The organism is Kribbella sp. NPDC023972 (genome assembly GCF_040639075.1).
Classification (GTDB): Bacteria; Actinomycetota; Actinomycetes; order Propionibacteriales; family Kribbellaceae; genus Kribbella.
The window spans coordinates 104,990-118,449 of sequence record NZ_JBEZZH010000010.1 but is presented as its reverse complement, the minus strand read 5'-3'; the positions used below and the strand labels follow the sequence as shown (position 1 = coordinate 118,449).

General features: G+C 66.5%; 20 protein-coding genes. 13 read left to right on the top strand and 7 right to left on the bottom strand.

Annotated features, from left to right (window positions below; all coding sequences use genetic code 11):
* Position 1 precedes the first annotated feature (1 nt).
* Positions 2-427 carry a hypothetical protein gene (locus tag AB0F43_RS31495; RefSeq protein WP_360485053.1) on the bottom strand — a complete coding sequence of 142 codons (426 nt, stop codon included), beginning with the start codon at positions 425-427 and terminating at the stop codon, positions 2-4.
* Entirely contained in the window at positions 424-969 is a 546-nt protein-coding gene (locus AB0F43_RS31490) for a hypothetical protein (RefSeq protein ID WP_360485051.1), read from the bottom strand. The genes AB0F43_RS31495 and AB0F43_RS31490 overlap by 4 nt, the downstream gene beginning before the upstream one ends.
* 266 nt (positions 970-1,235) lie before the next feature.
* Between AB0F43_RS31490 and AB0F43_RS31485 the strand changes: the two genes are divergently transcribed.
* The 7 genes from AB0F43_RS31485 (at position 1,236) to AB0F43_RS31455 (ending at position 4,869) form a co-directional block, all read left to right on the top strand.
* Positions 1,236-1,484, top strand: coding sequence for a hypothetical protein (locus tag AB0F43_RS31485; protein ID WP_360485048.1), 249 nt, complete (start codon positions 1,236-1,238; stop codon positions 1,482-1,484).
* A 38-nt stretch (positions 1,485-1,522) separates the two neighbouring features.
* Entirely contained in the window at positions 1,523-1,675 is a 153-nt protein-coding gene (locus tag AB0F43_RS31480) for a hypothetical protein (RefSeq protein ID WP_360485045.1), read from the top strand.
* A 245-nt stretch (positions 1,676-1,920) separates the two neighbouring features.
* Positions 1,921-2,157: a hypothetical protein gene (locus AB0F43_RS31475; RefSeq protein WP_360485042.1), complete on the top strand. Its 237-nt coding sequence runs from the start codon at positions 1,921-1,923 to the stop codon at positions 2,155-2,157.
* A 2-nt stretch (positions 2,158-2,159) separates the two neighbouring features.
* Positions 2,160-2,456 (top strand): hypothetical protein, encoded by a 297-nt coding sequence (locus AB0F43_RS31470; protein WP_360485039.1) that lies wholly within the window; start codon positions 2,160-2,162, stop codon positions 2,454-2,456.
* 183 nt (positions 2,457-2,639) lie between these two features.
* Complete coding sequence (locus AB0F43_RS31465; protein WP_360485036.1) at positions 2,640-2,912, top strand: hypothetical protein; 273 nt, start codon at positions 2,640-2,642, stop codon at positions 2,910-2,912.
* Positions 2,913-2,969: 57 nt separating this feature from the next.
* On the top strand, positions 2,970-3,716 hold the full coding sequence (locus AB0F43_RS31460; protein WP_360485033.1) for a Pycsar system effector family protein: 747 nt from the start codon (positions 2,970-2,972) through the stop codon (positions 3,714-3,716).
* Positions 3,717-3,747: 31 nt separating this feature from the next.
* A complete protein-coding gene (locus AB0F43_RS31455) occupies positions 3,748-4,869 on the top strand; it encodes a DUF4326 domain-containing protein (RefSeq protein WP_360485030.1) in 1,122 nt (373 codons plus the stop codon).
* Here the strand turns inward: AB0F43_RS31455 and AB0F43_RS31450 are convergent.
* Positions 4,786-5,115 carry a hypothetical protein gene (locus tag AB0F43_RS31450; RefSeq protein ID WP_360485422.1) on the bottom strand — a complete coding sequence of 110 codons (330 nt, stop codon included), beginning with the start codon at positions 5,113-5,115 and terminating at the stop codon, positions 4,786-4,788. The two genes, AB0F43_RS31455 and AB0F43_RS31450, sit on opposite strands and share 84 nt — an antisense overlap.
* 968 nt (positions 5,116-6,083) lie before the next feature.
* Here AB0F43_RS31450 and AB0F43_RS31445 point away from each other — a divergent pair.
* From AB0F43_RS31445 to AB0F43_RS31435, 3 genes are all read left to right on the top strand, one after another.
* Entirely contained in the window at positions 6,084-6,419 is a 336-nt protein-coding gene (locus AB0F43_RS31445; RefSeq protein WP_360485027.1) for a hypothetical protein, read from the top strand.
* Positions 6,420-6,711: 292 nt separating this feature from the next.
* Entirely contained in the window at positions 6,712-7,506 is a 795-nt protein-coding gene (locus tag AB0F43_RS31440) for a hypothetical protein (protein ID WP_360485024.1), read from the top strand.
* Between the two features lie 243 nt (positions 7,507-7,749).
* A complete protein-coding gene (locus tag AB0F43_RS31435) occupies positions 7,750-9,204 on the top strand; it encodes a hypothetical protein (RefSeq protein ID WP_360485021.1) in 1,455 nt (484 codons plus the stop codon).
* A 612-nt stretch (positions 9,205-9,816) separates the two neighbouring features.
* On the opposite strand, the gene AB0F43_RS31430 is transcribed toward AB0F43_RS31435, so the two are convergent.
* Positions 9,817-10,608 (bottom strand): SAM-dependent methyltransferase, encoded by a 792-nt coding sequence (locus tag AB0F43_RS31430; RefSeq protein ID WP_360485018.1) that lies wholly within the window; start codon positions 10,606-10,608, stop codon positions 9,817-9,819.
* 348 nt (positions 10,609-10,956) lie between these two features.
* Positions 10,957-11,139, bottom strand: a complete 183-nt coding sequence (locus AB0F43_RS31425) for a hypothetical protein (protein WP_360485015.1) — start codon at positions 11,137-11,139, stop codon at positions 10,957-10,959.
* A 183-nt stretch (positions 11,140-11,322) separates the two neighbouring features.
* Between AB0F43_RS31425 and AB0F43_RS31420 the strand changes: the two genes are divergently transcribed.
* From AB0F43_RS31420 to AB0F43_RS31410, 3 genes are all read left to right on the top strand, one after another.
* Positions 11,323-12,228 (top strand): helix-turn-helix transcriptional regulator, encoded by a 906-nt coding sequence (locus AB0F43_RS31420; protein WP_360485012.1) that lies wholly within the window; start codon positions 11,323-11,325, stop codon positions 12,226-12,228.
* Positions 12,229-12,405: 177 nt separating this feature from the next.
* Positions 12,406-12,615 carry a hypothetical protein gene (locus AB0F43_RS31415; RefSeq protein WP_360485009.1) on the top strand — a complete coding sequence of 70 codons (210 nt, stop codon included), beginning with the start codon at positions 12,406-12,408 and terminating at the stop codon, positions 12,613-12,615.
* Between the two features lie 244 nt (positions 12,616-12,859).
* Entirely contained in the window at positions 12,860-13,024 is a 165-nt protein-coding gene (locus AB0F43_RS31410; protein WP_360485006.1) for a hypothetical protein, read from the top strand.
* A 148-nt stretch (positions 13,025-13,172) separates the two neighbouring features.
* On the opposite strand, the gene AB0F43_RS31405 is transcribed toward AB0F43_RS31410, so the two are convergent.
* Positions 13,173-13,298 (bottom strand): hypothetical protein, encoded by a 126-nt coding sequence (locus AB0F43_RS31405; RefSeq protein ID WP_360485003.1) that lies wholly within the window; start codon positions 13,296-13,298, stop codon positions 13,173-13,175.
* Positions 13,299-13,325: 27 nt separating this feature from the next.
* Positions 13,326-13,460: a hypothetical protein gene (locus AB0F43_RS31400; protein ID WP_360485000.1), complete on the bottom strand. Its 135-nt coding sequence runs from the start codon at positions 13,458-13,460 to the stop codon at positions 13,326-13,328.

The window sequence follows — 13,460 nt, the reverse complement described above, 5'->3', positions numbered from 1 at the left end:
CTCAGGCCTCCTTTGACCGGGCGGCGCGGACCGCGTCGGCGGTGATGCGGGTACGCAGGATGAAGCCCGGGGTGTCGGTCCGCAGCAGCTGCAGCACGTCGTGGTCGCGGTCGGTGGTGCGGATGAGCCGCTCCAGCTCCGCGCGTTCATCGGCGTTTCTTGGCGCCGAGACCAGCTCGGCGGCGACCTCGGCGTACCAGCGCCGCAGCGAGTCGGCGCAAAACGTCGCGCAGATGACGCGGTCGGGCAGGATCGGGTCCCAGTACGTCGTGCGGTACCGGGCGCCCGACAGCCAGCCCTGCTGCCAGTCGATGCCGTAGTGGACGAGCAGCAACAGCCGATCGGCGATATCGCTGGGGCCATCGAGAGCAGGCAGATCGGCGGCGGCCAGCCACTGGTCGGTCGGCGACTTCTGAGCAGTCTTCATGCCGCGGCTGCCACGGTGTCGTCAGTGGCCGCAAGACCCAGCTTCAGCCACAGATCGCGCTCCCGCCACGGCTGCAGCTCGGCCCACTTGATAATCACATCGGGCCACGCCTTACTGGGAAGTCGGCGCAGCACAGCGATCGGGGGTGCGGGCTCGGCGAAGCTTCGCGAGCCGAACCCGAGGCTCCGCAGCTCGCGCATGACCTCCAGCCGCCCGACGTCGGCACGCGTCCACGGCAGCGATGCCCCGTCGACCGTCACCTGGCCCCACGACGCGTCGGGGACGAGATGCTTGCGGCCGCGGCGCAGCGGCACTATGAGCGCCGATTGCCGATCGAGCGGCCGGGTCAGAACCTGACCGAGTTCCAGGACCGTGAGGCAGCGCAGCTTCGCCGGCGCGTGCGCGATCAGGTGTGGATGTTGCCGCAAGCCCTCAGTGCGGTAGCCCCAGGTGCAGGCCGGACACAGACCGCGGCCGGTCGCCTGCGACCAGCGGTCGAACGCGGTGAAGTTCTTCGAGACCACCGCCGTCTTGCGGGTCAATCGTCCTGGCTCCCCGCAGCGGGCACACGGCCCGGTCTCGGATAGATCGGGGGGAAGGGGCCCTCGGGCGCCCATCCAGCCCGCTGTCAGAACATCCACCATCGTGCTCGTCCCTCCTCCAGAGTCCTTCTGAATGGAGAAGGCCGGAAAACTCGCCGGTCTGTGACACCTGATCGCGAACTTTCTCCACACACGCCGCCTAGCGCCCGCAGCGGGTCTGCAGATCCGGGATGGCACAGGCGGGCAAGGGTCGCGAAGCTGTGCAGGTGGAGATCAAGACCCTGGAGCAACTTCAGGAGGCAGACATGGTCACTTTGGGGTTCACGCTGGCCGGCCTCGGCCGCATGGCCCCAAACGATGCCCGCAGGCGGTCGGAAAATCTGTTGTCACAGATCGCCTCGGAATCCGGCCTTCTCCAGGTATGGAGACATCGACCCCAGACACTGCCACCCCGCCAGCACCCACCAGCAGGCTGCGACGGTTTCGTCAGCGCTGTGCTGGACGATTCACCCTGACCGAGCAGGCCTGGCGAACCGTCGCGATCATCCAAGCAATGATCACCGCCGGCCTGACCGCGATCTGGATCCTGCTCGGGGCACCACAGGAGTACGGCGATCTGCCGCGCTGGCTCCAGATCGTCCTGCCGATCCAGATGACAGCGGTCGTCGCCTGGGTGATCGTCGGCGCGAAGGCCGATACGCCATGACCGCAACGACTAGGTCGCCACGCCGGCACGAAACCACCTACGGCAGGCGATATGCCCATCTGTTGCCCGCGACCCCATCCGCCCCGACCCACACGGGACAAATGTTCACCTCCGAAGACCCCATGCGGGGTGCTTCGGAGGTGAACAGGCGACCTGCGAAGCAGGGTTTTCGTCGGTGCTCAGCGATAGCTTTAGGGAGTACCAACCACCGGGGCTAGCCACCCCACCACGAGGGAGTTTCCCCTATGTCTATTGCAGTTCAGAGCACCACTGCCGTATCCGAAGTCGGTCAGGACGCGAGCGACACCCGCGTCTATCGCGATCCCGTGACAGGCCGCGAACTCGGACTCCTGAGCCCGGTCCACGCCCCCGAGGGCACGATCCCGATGCCGAAGCCGGGCGAGGTCGTGCACATCGGTGAGACCGTGACGGGACGGTGGGTCGGCCTGTCGTTCACCGTCCGCACCATCGAGAGGAGCTGACGGTGAGCCTCACGACGTACGTCATCCTCGCCGTCGAGCATGACCCCGACACCCTCCCGGCCCTGTGGGACTGGCAGACACTGGCAGACCATCCGGGCCGCGTCGATCTCCTCGCCCATGCTCAGGCGCTGACCAACGCGGAGAACGGCCTCGCGGATCACGTGCGGGCACGGTGGGAGGCCGAGTGGCTGGCCCTGGCGCTCGAAGCACCACTTTGCCTTCGCTGCAACTCCACCCGGTGCAACCCCGACCCCACCTGCTCGCTGTGCTTCCGGCGCAAGGAACTGACCGCGCCCTGACCGAGCGCAGCCGGGTGATGGGCGCGACCGCAACCGCGACCACCACCCGGCTGCCCACCCGACGCGCACCGGCACCCCATGCCGGCTGGACCGGTCGTGCTGTTCGCGAATGTCGCCGGTCCGAGATCGACCACCCGCCCTGAGGAGCTTCCGCATGCGCTCACAACGCCCCAGACCCGCACCATGACCGCCCTGCCCAGCTGGGACGAGATGACCGACCTGGACCGGAGCGCAGCGATCGCCTACGCCTGGCTCTGCTACCGCCGAGGCGTTCCCTTTGCGATCCAGAACGGCCCTTGCGTCTACGTCGACGCACCCGAGCTGGTCGCACTGGATTCGATCGCTGCCGGCAGACATGCCCTGGCCGTCTGCGGGCCGCTTCACGACCTGGTCACCCGGATCGGCAAAGCCGAGTACGACCGTCTCTACAACCTCGCACTCCGGCGCCTGACATGAACCACGCCGCTCTGCCTGTGAACGGGCATGAGTCCACTACCGACTGAGAGGACCGCATTGACCATCTCACCCCAGCCGGACCTTCTGCCGACCGAACCGGATGCGTTCACCGCGGCCGCGATCGCTACCCTCCTCAACGACGGCGAATACTGGCAGACCTACCCGTACGACACCCCCTGGAAAGTGCAGCACTTCAGCACCCATGCTGAGGCTTTCGAGGCGGTCCGCAGCTTCGACGACCGCGTGGAGAAGAAGGCTTGCGACGACCGGGCCTGTGCGGCCGCTCGCTCCGCCGCAGTGGCGACCTATCAGGAGCGAGCCCAGTGGGCTCAGCAGCACGCGGTGGCTACCTCGCGTGCGTGGCGGCTCGCGGGATCGAGCAGCACAGAGATCACGAAGGCCGATGCCAAGGCAGGATTCGTCGTGACCATCGAGGCGGCGCTGCTCGCGTGGATCAGCGGCAGCGGAGCGGCCGCGAGCGATGCAGTGCTGCGCTGGTCGGCAACGGTGGTCCTGCTGGCCGGCGTACTCGCAGCGATCTGGGTTGTCCTGCCACGGATGCCGCGGCCCGGCACGCCGGCACCGCGCCCCGCGGTGTCCATGAACTTCGGCTCGGTCCGCCACCTGACAGCAACGGACCTGTCGACCAAGCTCCATGAGGTCGACGAGCTGGTCGCAGCCAGCGCGGAGGCCGTCGACCTGGCCAAGATTGTCCACACCAAGTACGTCGTCCTGCGCTGGGCCATGGCGTCCGGCGCCGCCGGCCTGGTGCTGACCGTCCTGGCCGCTGCGGTCGGCGTGTGAACCGGGGCCTTGCCACCGTCTCGAGTGAAAGGTGACTCGTGTGCAGACCACGGCAGGGATCCAGGCCCGCCGCACTGCCGGCCGGCGGCTACCGTCCGGCGCGGTGCTTGTCAGCCGCACCAGCCGCTGGGGCAACCCCTTCACGATCGAAAGCATCCTCGCGTCCGGCGACGCCGCCACCCACGGCGAGGCCCGCGCGATCGCCGTCCGGCGCCACCAAGCATGGCTCGACGGGGAAGGCCCGGACACCTACCGCATCTCCAGCAGACTGCGGGTCTCCGAGCCCCTGGTGAACGACCAGATCGGCCAGCTCACTGGCCGCGTCCTGGCCTGCCCGTGGCCGGTCGACGAACTTCTCTGCACTATCGGTGAAGGGTGGCGGGATCCCGCTGGGCCGTCGTTGGTGACGACGTCACACGTGCACCGACACGACCGCTGTCGACATCCGCATCCGCTGGATCCTGCGAGGGTACGGTTGGCGGTCATGGGAGAACCGCAGTTCGGGTACGGCATGGATGGTCGGCCGTTGTGGTCGTCTCGGGATCGTGACGCGGAGGCGATCCGGCAAGTGCTGCGCCGGGCTGGGTTTCGCGATGTCGGCGAGCGGTACCTTGACGGCTTTGCTGTTGAGGGTGCGTCCGCGAGTGAGGACGGTGCGGAGCCGTTCGCGGTTGCGTACTGTGGCGAGTTCGACGCTTCAGTACTTGCGCGGTATCGGACTGCGCTGGAGCAGGCTGGTTTTCAGGTAAATGCCGACGACTCGGACGAGAATTGCTTGCTGGTGCAGCGATCTCCGGGCTCGCGGATTCAGACGCTGGCGGGTCCTGGCCGCAGATTCCTGGTAGCGGCCGCGGTGTGTGCTGTCTCGCCGCGGCGGCGCTGGTCGCGTCGTGGGTCGGAGCGGGTGGTGTCCGGTTGGCCGGTGGGGTGGGGTCGGCGATCCTCGGTGCGGCAGCAGCGATGTTGGCCGGGATGTGGTATCGGGGTCGGCTCGATGCAAAGCAGTTGCGAGCCTGAGTCAGGATCGGCAGCACGAAACCACCAGATGCGAGCGAGGTGGCCTCGATGTTCAGAGCGTGCCGATGCGGTTGGCGAAGTCCCGTACGCCGGGCAAGCTGTTGCTGCGGTCGCCGGAGAGCAGGTCCCGGGTTAGTTGCTGTGCCCAGGGACGGAACCGGACTTCTTGTGGGGTGTCTCGTTCGGCGGTGACGAGGGCCTGGAATGCGGCTTGCCTGTTGCCGCGGCCGTGGAGGGCGAGGGCGGTGTCTTCCCAGTAGCGGGCACGGCGCTCTGGGGCGGTGATGCCGGCGGGGTCGACCAGGCGGGCGTAGTCGACGGCTGTGCCGAAGTCGCCGAGAACCCGCGAGACGCTGATTTTGTAGACGCCGAGTTCAAGCATGTTGAAGCGGTCGTTCTTGGTGAGGCGCGTCCGGCGTGCGGCAGCCTCGGCCTCACCGAGCAGCGTCCAGGCGCTGTCGCGGTCGTCGCGCAGCGCGGCTGTATAGGAGGCGGCGGCAAGTAACTGGCCGTACGTGGCGGCGGTGCCGTGTCGGTCAGGCCGGTATCGGACTGTAGTTGGCTTGCCGCGTCGAGCATGAGCCGCTGTGCGCCGTCGCGGTGGTGGGTTCGCCGCATTACGGTGGCCGCCAAGCGTCGGGCCTCGGCCAACGTCAGTGGGTCGTCGCCGGCCCGGGCGGCTTGAATTGCGCGGTCCGCGGTGGCCCAGGCCATCCCGTCGTCATGCAGTTTGACCAGCAGTTCGGTAGCCAGGCTGTAGGCCTGCGCCGACCGAGTGGACGACTGTCCCATATCGCTGGTCGAGGCGGCATCGCGGCCGGCGACTGCTTGTGCGAGCAGCCTGGGCAGGCGGCGGGCCAGTTGGCTGTAGCGAGTGGCGCGGAAGTCGGCCCGCGCCGCAGCGATCTGCGCCGCCAGTTGGTGATCAGGAATGGGCACGGCCTTGATTCGCCCGAACAGCACGTCCTCGATGGTGTCAGCCATGCCGCGCGCGGCGGCCGTCTGCCCCAGAGGCAGTACTGCCGCCCCGGTCACGACCGCGGCGGTCGTCGCGAGCAGCTCGCGTCGGCGCAATGGATCACCATCCTCATCGACACCAGCACTCAGGCTAGCGGTGCTCACGCCGGAGATCGGGCTCGACAGTCCGAACAGGTGCTCAGGGATCCCGAACACCTCCGCGAGGCGGCGCAGATCGCGCACGTCCCACACCCGGCCAGGTTTGGTCTCCATCCGGCTGAGCGTCGAGGCGGAGACGCCTGCCAGGCGCGCTGCGTCTTTCAGGGGTCAGTCCGGCGGCCACGCGGGCGGTGCGCAGAACGGTGCCGAAGTCACACCTACTCGCGGCCAGGCATGATCAACCTGACCGATAGTCATCTTGCGCTCGAACTCGCTCGGGCTATCAACGAGCTGCATCCCGACCGGTTCGTCGAGCAACGGGCTGTCATGTACGCCAGAAGTGGCAGTGGCAACGAGGTCGACTTCGTGCCCCTCCCGGTGCACCGTGGTGGCACCGAGACCCGAACCGTTCCCCTCGAAGCGAAGTGGGTAACCCACAACTGGCGCAGCGAAGCCCTAGTGATGCGTGGCAGGTACGGCGCCGTGCTCCTTGGCACCAAGAACATCGTCGACCTCGACGGCGACATCTGGGCGATCCCAGCCCCGATGGTGGCACTGCTCCTCCAGTAAGAATTGGGGCACGCACCGAGCCCGGCGGCCGAGCCGAACAGTTGGCGATGGTCGGCACTTATCTCAGATGAGGTCGCAGAAGAGCCGGCGAAATCTGACATCGCAGGCGTGGAATCATCTAAGATCCGACGGATCGCGACACTGAACCGACAGACCTTCACCCTCGACCACGACGTAACGCAACTGATCGACCTGGGGAGAAGCACGTTGGCATCTTGACCATGGCGGTTCGTTGCTCAGCATCGCTGCCAGTGGGCGGTGTGTCTGTCACCATCGGCCGCGAGTTTGGTCGATGATTTTGACCGTGCTCTCGACGTGGTGGTTTACCCAGTCCCGTGCTTCAGCCAGACTCGGAATGCTGTTGAAGCTGGCCACTGTCGTGGTCGTACCGATCGCTGTCGCCGGCTGCGCTGCTGACGCGGGTACCGGCGCGGAGCCTGATCCTGTCGGCCATACGGCGTCGACCACGCACTTCACGCCAGCCACGAAACAGCAGCCAGCGACCCAACCGACAACTGCCGTCGGCGGTGCCTGCCCATCCTCAGTTTCTGTCGACCAGTCGATGCCGACCGTGTCCGGGCCTGATGCCAGCTGGGACATGGTCAACGGCGTCCGTGTGCCAGGTGCCGCGAGCTACGGTCCCCATGTCAAGGACGCGGACGGGCTGCGCCGCTGCTATGCCCGCTCACCGATCGGTGCACTGTTCGCCGCTTACAACTACATCGTCGCGATGTCTCCAGCCGACGATGAGAGCGGCGAGAAGACCTTCTCGGTCCTCAGGCGCATCATGTCGCCTGGCCAAAACCGAGACCTCTACTTCGATTACTTGCGCGACGCCGACGATCCAACAACCAATGACCACAGCGAGCTTGAGCTTGTCGGGTACAGCTATGTCACCGCCTCACCAGACCGAGCCGTTATTATCATCGCCGCCCGGGCCGGAGCCGGATATGCGTCCTCGTGGTGGAGGCTGAACTGGCAAGACGGAGACTGGAAAGTTGAGGCGCCGCAACCAGGTCAGCTCGCCGGCGATCCCTACGACGGACTCACAGATCTGGCCGGGTTCGTCCCCTGGCGGGCTCCCTAGATCTAGGAACAGGTGCGCCGCCGGCCTGACCCTCGGAGCCTCGCCGGCGAACATCTGCTGATAGACGCGCTCGACCGCGCCCTCGACTTCCTGGGCCCTCGAAGCTGGTCCTGATCGTCGGGCGGCGGCCGGCCGCCAAAGTTTTCTTCCCACAGTTCGTCACAGATCGGCTCCTGGAGCGGCCTTCTCCGATTAGACGCCCCGAATAGCGGGCGGAGGAGATCCGAGAAGGGAAGCAGATCAATGTCGAAGGCCAGTCAGCGGAGCGGTCAGTCGAAGGCGCAGATCGCGCGTTGCTACGCCGCCCGCGTAGGGACCGCGGTGCTCCTGAGTGCTGCCGTGGTCACGTTGGCCGCGTGCTCTCCGTCGCTGCAGCTCGACGGGCACGAGGTCGATTCGAAGGCGCCGTTCCTCAAGCAGATCGAGGATCAGTGGCGCAACGATCTCGGACAGGGCACGTCGTCGACCGGTGACAAGGCCGGCTGCTGGCTGGCCCGCGACAAGGACACCGACGAGTTCGACCGGACCGCGTTCTGCGGGCCTGTGCGCCACCTGGAGAGGCCCGACGCCGGCGTCTGGGACGCCTACAGCTTCGACGCCACCGTCTCCGACAAGTCCGTAACGGTCGACAACATCGGCCTGAAGGAAATGGGCACCGCATTCCCGGCGAACCGGCAGGCCTACCGCGCCGACGGCGCCGACCTGCCGAAGAACGCCGACCAGCTAGCCGCTCCGAAGGCGCCCCCGCTCCCCGCAGGGTATGTGAAGCGGCTCGGCAGCGAGAACTCGATCGAGCTCAAGGACCGGACCGTGCCGAAGGCCGGCAAGATCATCGCCCCGAACCTCCAGGTGACCGTGACCGACGTGGGTCGCGTGGACACGATCTCGGGCGAGGCCGACGGCATCATGGGCCCGGCCGACGGCGAAGAGCTGCGGGCGATCGTCTTGACCGTCGAGGCCAAGCGCGGCGAATCCTCATCGAGCCTCGACACCCCTCCGGTGTTCTCGATCCAGACACAGAAGGGGCGCAAAGCTCTCGATCTGACCGACAAGACGTTCGGGGGCACCGCGATCACGTCCGAACCGATCACCATCATCGCCGGCGTGCCGAACGGGCAGGACGCCGAGCTCGTGGTCGGAGTCGCCGGGATAGACCAGACGCTGTCACTGCGGACCGGTGAGCGGACGTCGACGACCGCGGCCGGGTATTACCGCTCCAGCACCACTGTGGCGCTCAACAAGCAGTTCCCGACCACCCAGGTGACCGTGGGCAGCTTCGCTGTACGGCACGGTGTCACCTTCTCCAAGGCCGACATCGTGCCCTTCAACCCGACGGCCGGCTGGGCGAAACCCGGCAAGATCTGGCTCCAACTGACCTGCACCAACGTCGACTACGACAAGGCCGGCCCGAACGACTGGCGCTACCACCGGCCCGTCATCAACATCTCAAAGAGCATCACCTTCACCGACGACAAGGGCGTCAAGATCCCCTACAACGAAAAGGATCTGCCCTGCCTGCAGGACTCCTACCTCACCGAGCGCACCGTCAGCCTCGAGATCCCAGAATCCACGCGGTCGGTGCGAGTGAACTACGCCCCCACCGGGTCCTTCAGTGCCGCCGATACCGGCGAACTGTTCCCGAAAAGCGGCACGTTCGCGTTCAAGCCAATGACATTCACCGTCACCATCCCGAAGTAACCCAGTGCCGGGGCCCTGCCGCAGATGACCACCCTGCGGCAGGGCCTCGTGCTGTCTCCTGGCTTCGGCCCTCGACCCCAGGACCCGATAGAAACACCACGCCTTGTGGCCGCGTCAGCGTCAATGGACTCTGAGACCCGGCGCGCTCGTCGTCTGGGCGTCAACTCCAACGATCTAGGCCGAACCGGCGCCGACTGCTGCACCGAAGTCAGCCGACGAGGTCGGCCGACGCAGCCTCGATGCCCCTCATCGCCGCCGCGCGAGCGAACGGTCGCCGTCCCAACCGAACTATCAATCCGCCGCAACGCGCCCCCCGCGTGTGTGACCTGACCGGCAGTCAACTGTCGATACCGTGCGGTGCTTGCTGGTGCAGAAAGGAGTGTGTGGTGCTCGGGCGGGAGCCGCCGCGAAGAGCGGTCCGGATGGCTGAAAGGGACCGCTTCCCGAGACCGGGGTACGTCGAGGAGGTCCTCATCGCTGAGCACTGCGACCTGGGCGATCGTGTAATACCCGGCTCGGGCGTGGAGCATTGGGCACACGGCTGGGTATGAGCGGGTCGAGCTGGGACAAACGGCCGTTCCGGGGGAGCCGAGGCGGTGTCATTGGTGTTCATCAGGCGGTGGTCCGTTTCTGGCCGACGCCGCCGGCGACACAGCCCTGGATCCAGCTGGCGGCTTCGGTGTCGAGGTCTGGCCATTGGTAGCAGCGCACGACCCCGGGATCGAGGAGGTCCTGGTCGGGGAAGAGGGCTCGGATCTCGGCGAGGGTGCGGAAGGCGCCGGTTCCCACTGGGCTCGCGTGGAGTTGCTTCTCGATCCGGCGTACCGCGCCAGTGCTGGCGTCCTCGGGGTCGAGGAAGTGGGAAAGCACGGTGCAGGAGCCGGGTGGCGCAGCATCAATGTAAGTCTGCATGACTGCGGCGGCTAGCTCGCCGGAGTGGTAGTGCAGCGTCGCGGTGCAGATGATGGCGATCGGCTTGGTCCAATCGAGAAACCTGACCTCGTCGCGCTGAAGCAGCCGGTCGGGATCGACGGCGTCGGCTTCAAGGGCGAGAGCCCGCCTGTCACCGGCGATCTGGCCACGGGCGTGGGAGACGACGATTGGGTCGCCGTCCACGTACAGCACCCTGGCCATGGGGTTGAGCGCGGTGACGACCTCGTGGAGGTAGACGCCTTCAGCAGGCAAGCCACAGCTGAGCTCAAGGTATTGCGTTATGCCGAGCTCGCGAGTGAGACGTTTGCAGGCCCGGAGCTTGAACTCCTCGTTCGCCTTGGCCAGATCGCGGAACTGCGGAGCAACCTCGGTGATGTCAGCGAGCAGGGCGCGGTCGAGGGCGAAATTGTCCTTGCCGCCGAGGGCCGCGTTCCATACCCGGGCGATGTTCGGGCGCGACAAGTTGTCCACGACAACGGCCGGAAGCGACCAACCGGGCCTTGCTGTCGAGGTGTTGTCGCTAGTCATCACGCGCGTGGCCCTTCAGTCCGGTAGTTGTGCGCAATTGATCGGTGGGGTTGCCGGTGAGCGGCTGTCTGGTTGGGGGAGGACCGCAGCCGCTCACCGGCACTGGAGTCCCGGCGCCCGGAGGGGGAGGATCTGGACTCGATCCACCCACGGGGGAGAGCGGGTCGTGCCGGGGCTCCGGTTGGAGGCAGCGGAGCACGGGTGTTTGGCCCGTCAGTGCCGAACGCCGGGCGTGAGCAGGAACCCGGGTTGGCTCCACCGCCAGATCCCGGGACCGAGGCACGTCGGTGACTACAGATCCTCATCGCGCCAACGGCGGAACAGGGCGTTGAGTCGGTCCCAGCGCCGGCGGAGCCGACGCCGTGCGGCGCGGCGTAGTGCGTTCCAGCGCAACCTCAGCGTGACCGGGCGCCGGCTGACCTGCGCCCCGATCACGTAGTCGGGCATCCGTAGGGGGCCTGTCAGTGTCATCATCGGCGTCAGCGCTCCATATTCAGTGCATCGAGACACAGTGAACACTGGAACGTTCCGGAATGCAACGTTCCACTCCGGAACGTTCCATTCACAGTGTTTTGGCCTTACGGTAGAGCCAAGGGTGGCTTCGTATGGGCCTACGGGGACCGTTGCTATGTTTGGTCGCTCAGAAAACGAGGTCAGATGACGACGGGAACAGCCACCGGCTCGGCGGCTCCGCGCTACCTGCTGGGCCGACACTTACGCACGTTTCGTGAACGTGCAGGTCTGTCCTTGCGGGAGGCGAGCCGCCGACTCGAGATGGGCCAATCGCAGGTCTCACGGGTGGAGAACGGCGAAGCTCCGGTACGCGCCTCGGACATCGAGCTGGCGTGCCAGGTGTACGGCGTGACCGACGGCGACCAGATCCGCGCCTTGATGGATCTGGCCAAAGACACCAGGCAATCGAGGGCGAAGAACTGGCTCAGCTCGTACGCCGACGTGGTCAGCGAGAACTTTGTCCTGTTCGTGGGCCTGGAGGCCGCCGCGTCCTCGCTGGCCTGGTATGAGACCGACTACGTCCCGGGCCTGCTGCAGACGCGGGACTATGCCTACGACCTCATGCGGGCTGAGCGGTTGACCGGTAAGGAGCTGGATCCGCACCTTCTTGAGCGCCGGTTGGAGATCCGCCTGAACCGTCAGCTGATCCTCGAGCGTGAGTCGGGCGCACCCGAGGTCGCCGTCGTGCTGAGCGAGGCAGCTCTCCGCCGGGCCATCGGCGGCGCCCAGACGATGGCCGGGCAGCTCAGCCACCTGCTGGAGATGGCGGAGCGGCCCGGCATCGAGATCCGGGTCATGCCGCTCGACCGTGAGCACGCCGGTCTGGCGACCGGTCAGTTCTCGTTGCTCGACTTCCCGTCGCGCGGACCGTTGATCGAGCCGTCCGGTGTCTATGTGGACGGCTACCTCGGGTTTTGGTGGGCGGACAAGCCCGCTGAGGTCGACCTGTATCGGACGGCGTGGAAGAACCTCTGGGAGACCGCGCTCAGCGAGCGGCAGTCGGCTGACTTCATCAAGCAGCAGCTGAAGGAGCTACGAGACCTACCCTGACCAGTTAGGTGAGATCAGCCGGCAGAGCTCAGTGCTGCTCGGCAGAGGCGAAGTAGTTACCGAGCATGTCGGTGGTCCAGGCCGGCTGGCGGGCCTCGCCGCGGGCCCGAATTCGTCGAACCAAGGTTTGGTCGCGGTAGGGGCGAGCTGACCAGGGCCGGCCGCGCGGTGCCACTCATGCCACATCGCCGTACGGCCGCTGTCGAGTGGGCGCGGGAGTCCGGAGCAGTGCTGATCGAGGACGACTACGACAGCGAGTTCCGTTACGACCCTCAGGCGGTGGGTGCGCTGCAGCGGCTCGACCCGCAGGTCGTTTACACGGTACGGCGAGCAAGAGTCTGGTGCCCTGACTTCGACTGGCGTGGATGGTGCCGCCGCAGCGGCTGATCAAACCTATGATCGCCGCCAAGCGGACTGCGGACTTCGTGACCGCGACACTCGACCAGCTGGTCCTCGCCGAATTCATTGCCTCCGGCTACTACTCCTCTGCCAGGTCCTGGGCATGTAAGGGCAAGACGTCGTGCGCCGGGTGCCCAGCGGTCGTAGCCGATCGTCGGCAGGTCAGCGCTGGGATTTCATGACCAAATCTGTCACAGACCGCCTGCGAATCGAGCCTTCTCCAGGTATGAGCATGCCGATTGAATCCCCAGGTACGCCGAAATCGCTGGGCCGGTACCGTCGCCTCCGCAGACCTAACGAGGAGCGCATCACCGGGCACCTCGAGCTGTGGCGGTTCGTCGCCACCGGTCAGGCGATGATGACAGCCGGCCTGACCCGTGGGATCCGGGGCCTGTGATGGCCCCGGAGACCGAGCACGTTGCGCGGCATGCGGTACGGCCAGATCCGCAATGGTGGACCTCGGGCGTGTATGAGGGGCGGCCACTGCGTGAATGCCTTGCAGAACGAGACATCCAGACACTGTTCTTGTTTCTGAGGGATCACGGCTATAGCAGGAGCGCGCTTTCGGCCGCGTCCGGTCTCGCAGAGACCCGGGTCCGCAGCATCTCCCAGGGAAAGCAGTTGGTGACGTCGTACGACGTACTGGTGCGCATCGCGGATGGGTTCGGCATTGACCGCGGCTTACTGGGATTGGGGTCTCACGTGCCGAGCAACGGAACCAGCAGCAGTGGCAGATTGCTGGACCCCGGAGCCGTGCCGGGGTTTGTCGGGTCCTTGGCGGCCTTGGCGGTCGGCCCCGTCCCGTCCGCGTTGAACGGGTACGTTGGCGCCAC